Raw genomic sequence first — 3,899 nt, 5'->3', positions numbered from 1 at the left:
TTGGCGCAAAAAGAGCCGGTTCCGGTTGAGATGGTCGGAGTAAAAGACAGATTCGGCGAATCAGGCGAGCCGGAAGAATTGCTGGAAAAATTCGGATTGACCGCGAAATATATAATAGAAGCGGCGAAACGAGCTATCGCTAGAAAATAAATTTTATTGCATGTACGACATTATCACAATCGGTTCGGTGACGCGCGATGTTTTTTTGAAAAGCGGGGATTTTAAGATTGTGCAGGATGACGCGTTCAGGACTGGCCGGGCCGGCTGTTTCGCGCTCGGCGCCAAGTTTGAAGTGCCAGAAGTTGTTTTTGCCAGCGGAGGCGGAGGCGCCAATGCGGCCGTAACTTTCGCGCGCCAGGGGTTTAATGTAGGATGCATAGGCAGGATCGGGGATGATGAAGTTGGCCATGAAATTATTGAAGAACTAAAAAACGAAGGAGTTGGCGATTTGTTCCAAAAAGACAAAGAGCGCAATACCGCCTATTCCACGATTTTGGTCGCGATGGACGGCGAGCGCACTATTTTGGAATATCGCGGGGCAAATGATTATTTGAGCGAAAAGGAAATTGATTTTGAAAATTTAAAAAGCGATTGGATTTATATTGATTCTCTTGCCGGCAACATAAAATTGCTTGAAGATATTTTGGATTGGGCGAAGAAAAATGGAATTAAAACGGCGTTTAATCCGGGCAAGCGGATGATAAATTTGGGAGAAAAACTTCAGCCATATCTTGCTCAAGTTGATATTTTTCTCGCGAACGAAGACGAGTCCGCGCTTATCGCGGGCATGGAGTATAAGGAAGAAAATGAGCCGGAAATTTTTGCCAAGCTTGATAAAATAGTGAAGGGAATCGTGGTGATGTCAAAAGGGCCCAGGGGGGTTGAAGTTTCAGACGGCAAAAACCATTACATAGCTGGCATCCCAGATTCTCCGGTTGTGGAAAGAACCGGAGCCGGCGACGCTTTTGGTTCGGGTTTTGTGTGCGGATATATTCAAAGCAATGGCAATATTGAACATGCCATTCAGCTCGGCACAGCCAACGCCACTTCCGTTGTCCAGTATTTTGGTTCAAAAAAAGGCATTTTGAAAAAAGGCGATTGGGGAGAGTATCCGAAAATAAAGGTGGAGACGATTTATTAAGTGTCATTTTGATTTTTGATATTTACATTTTTAATTAAGTATTTATGACGTTCAAGTCAAAAAAAGAAATAATGAAAGTAGGAATTCTGTTCGCGGTTGTTTTGCTTGTGGTTGTAGCCACCGCGAGCTACACTTTTGGCGAAAGAATAAATTTCGCGGATTTGCCCTTTTTCATACGCGACAGAATAGCGGCCATTATTGGTTCAATTATCAGCGGAGAAAAAATCCAGACATACGAATTGCTTATCAAGAAAGTCCAGACTGGCGTAGGCGAGGGAGCTTATCAAGGTGGAGACATTGTGGCAATAAAGCCGTTGGGTCACCAATGGAGTTCGGGCGAAATTCAAAATTTTTGGATTGTGCGAATGGATTTGACGCCGTCGCAGGCTGAAGAATTATTAAAGCCGAAAGAGCGCCCGACTGGCGAAAATGACGAAGCCGGACAGCCGATTATGAAAATGGAAGCGAGAAGAGAATATTATATTGACCCAGAGATTCTGCGGGAAACTGAAGCTGGACAGAAATTAAATAAAAATATTATAGAAAAAAAATGAAATATCTCAAATTTACAATTTTATCGCTCGCGATTATATCTTGTTTTTTTGCTGTTCAAAACGTTTCCGCTGCCACTGAATTCGTCTCAACCATCCGCGCCACCGGCGGGGACTATTCTATGCTGTCAACTTGGGAGGCGGCGGTGCAGAGCGATTTGACTGCAAGCACCACTGTTGTTTATTCCGGAACAGGCGCGGGCGGACTGCCGACCGGAACGGTTTTAGAATTGTTCAGGGGCGGAGTTTATCAAGATATTACCGCTTCAACCACCGCCACCACCACAACGCAGATTTTAGTTAACAGCTTTAGCGGCAACTACAAAGTGCTTCAAGACGGCGACCAGTGGCGGAAAGCCAGCTCAACCGCCAATATGTGGACGGTTTCCAGCGCCGGCTTGGGCGACTCCGCCATTGCCATAGCCCAAATAGACGGAGCGTGGGCATCGGCCGACACCACAGCCGTAGCTATAGCTGGATGGACAACTTCGGCAACGAATTATATTAAAGTTTATACTACCGCGAGCGCGAGGCATAATGGGAAGTGGGATGAGGGGAAGTATAGGTTGGTTTCTGCCAATTATGTCGTTCTATACATTAATGAAATGTATACACGCGTTGAAGGTTTGCAAATTCTTGAGACAAAGGTAGGGGATGGAACTAGTAATTCTTCCGGCATATATGTTAATTTTCCCGACGGTAATCTTAGCCAAATATCGCATAATATAATTAAAAGCAATTTAAGCGGAACTTTTGTGTATGCGGCAGGGATAAACACGAGAGGTGACGCAAAAATTTATAATAATATAATTTATGATTTTAATCTTGCTAATTCAATCGGAATTTATTCATGGGCTAATACTTTTGTATACATTTACAATAATGCTGTTTTTAATTGTGCAATAGGCATTTCAGCCGCCACCACTGTAAATTATAAAACCGTGAAGAATAACATTGCTCAAAATTGCGTCGATGGTTTTTATTCAAGTGGAGGTTCATTTAACGCCGCTTCCAACTACAACATCTCCGACTTGGCCGGCGACGCACCAGGCGCCAATTCCAAAAACTCCACCAATGTGGCGTTCGCGGACGAAGCCAACGATGATTTTCATTTGGCGGGCAATGATTCATCGGCGAGAAACGCGGGGACGGATTTGTCGGCTGACTTCAGCGATGACATAGACGGAGACGCGAGAGGATACAGGGGGGCGTGGGATATTGGCGCGGACGAAACTTTCAGCGCCACGCAAATAAATTCTCCGCAGACGAGTTTATTAACGAACGGCTTAGTCGGTTATTGGAGTTTTAACGGCGCGGATATGGGCACGACTTCGGCTACGGATTTGTCGGGCAACGGCAATACCGGCTGGCTGATAAATGGCGTTAAAAAAGTGGCCGGTATTTCCGGCCAAGCATTGCAGTTTGACGGGGTGGATGATTATATGGATGCAGGGAAAGTTTTAAGCGGAGGCGGGCTTACATCACTTACTGTTTCAGCATGGATATATATCAATGGTTTTGGAGAGCTTGGGTTTGTAGCGGGGAAGAGTGATGAGTATATGCTGAGATTAGAAGATGTTACTGAAGGAAAACATTTTGAATTTTTTGTTAAAATTGGGGGCACATGGTATGCCGCTCAAAACACTCCTGTTGCAAACACTGGCATCTGGTATCATATGATTGGAGTTTGGGATAGTAGTTTAGCACTTAATCAGATAAAAATATATATAGATAGCAATCTTAAATCATCTTATAATATAAGTGGAAGTATCAATGCTGCGGATACCTCCGCATACATTGGTGGTGTTGGAACTGCATGGTCTTTCGACGGCCTCATTGACGAAGCGCGCGTCTATAACCGCGCTTTGTCGGCGGATGAAATCGGCCAGCTTTATCGGGCCGGAGCGAGGACAATGAAAATTGATCCGACGAAAAATTATAAAACGATAATTAAATAATCAAGGATACAAGAAACAATAACCAAAAAATAATCAATAATCATTATATTGTGCATAACCCATTTCCTTCATTTTTAATAAAGCGGTATAATGGACACAATCATTATTGGATATAGTTTATGATAATAAAACAATGAATGCATCTAAAAAGGTTTCCGTATTATTAGCAGCTCTTTTACTTACTTCTTTTGTATTTTCCAGTATTCCTCAAGATTCCAACATTCCTCAAGTTCAAGCCGCGGTTTCCGG

At 43.6% G+C, this 3,899-nt stretch carries 3 protein-coding genes; all 3 read left to right on the top strand.

Translation table 11 applies throughout. The features are described 5' to 3' along the window. Positions 1–160: 160 nt before the first annotated feature. From KKD20_04285 to KKD20_04275, 3 genes are read left to right on the top strand one after another with little or no spacing between them, the layout of a single operon-like run. Positions 161–1,141, top strand: coding sequence for a carbohydrate kinase family protein (locus KKD20_04285; protein MBU4332313.1), 981 nt, complete (start codon positions 161–163; stop codon positions 1,139–1,141). Between the two features lie 44 nt (positions 1,142–1,185). After that, the gene (locus KKD20_04280) at positions 1,186–1,695 is read left to right on the top strand and encodes a hypothetical protein (protein MBU4332312.1); all 510 of its coding nucleotides are present in this window, start codon (positions 1,186–1,188) and stop codon (positions 1,693–1,695) included. Next, a complete protein-coding gene (locus tag KKD20_04275; GenBank protein ID MBU4332311.1) occupies positions 1,692–3,650 on the top strand; it encodes a hypothetical protein in 1,959 nt (652 codons plus the stop codon). Before KKD20_04280 ends, KKD20_04275 begins: the two co-directional genes overlap by 4 nt. Positions 3,651–3,899: the final 249 nt, after the last annotated feature.

Source organism: Patescibacteria group bacterium, assembly GCA_018896645.1.
GTDB lineage: Bacteria > Patescibacteriota > Patescibacteriia > UBA2591 > JABMQE01 > JAHIMF01.
This window is presented reverse-complemented; position numbering and strand designations above follow the sequence as displayed.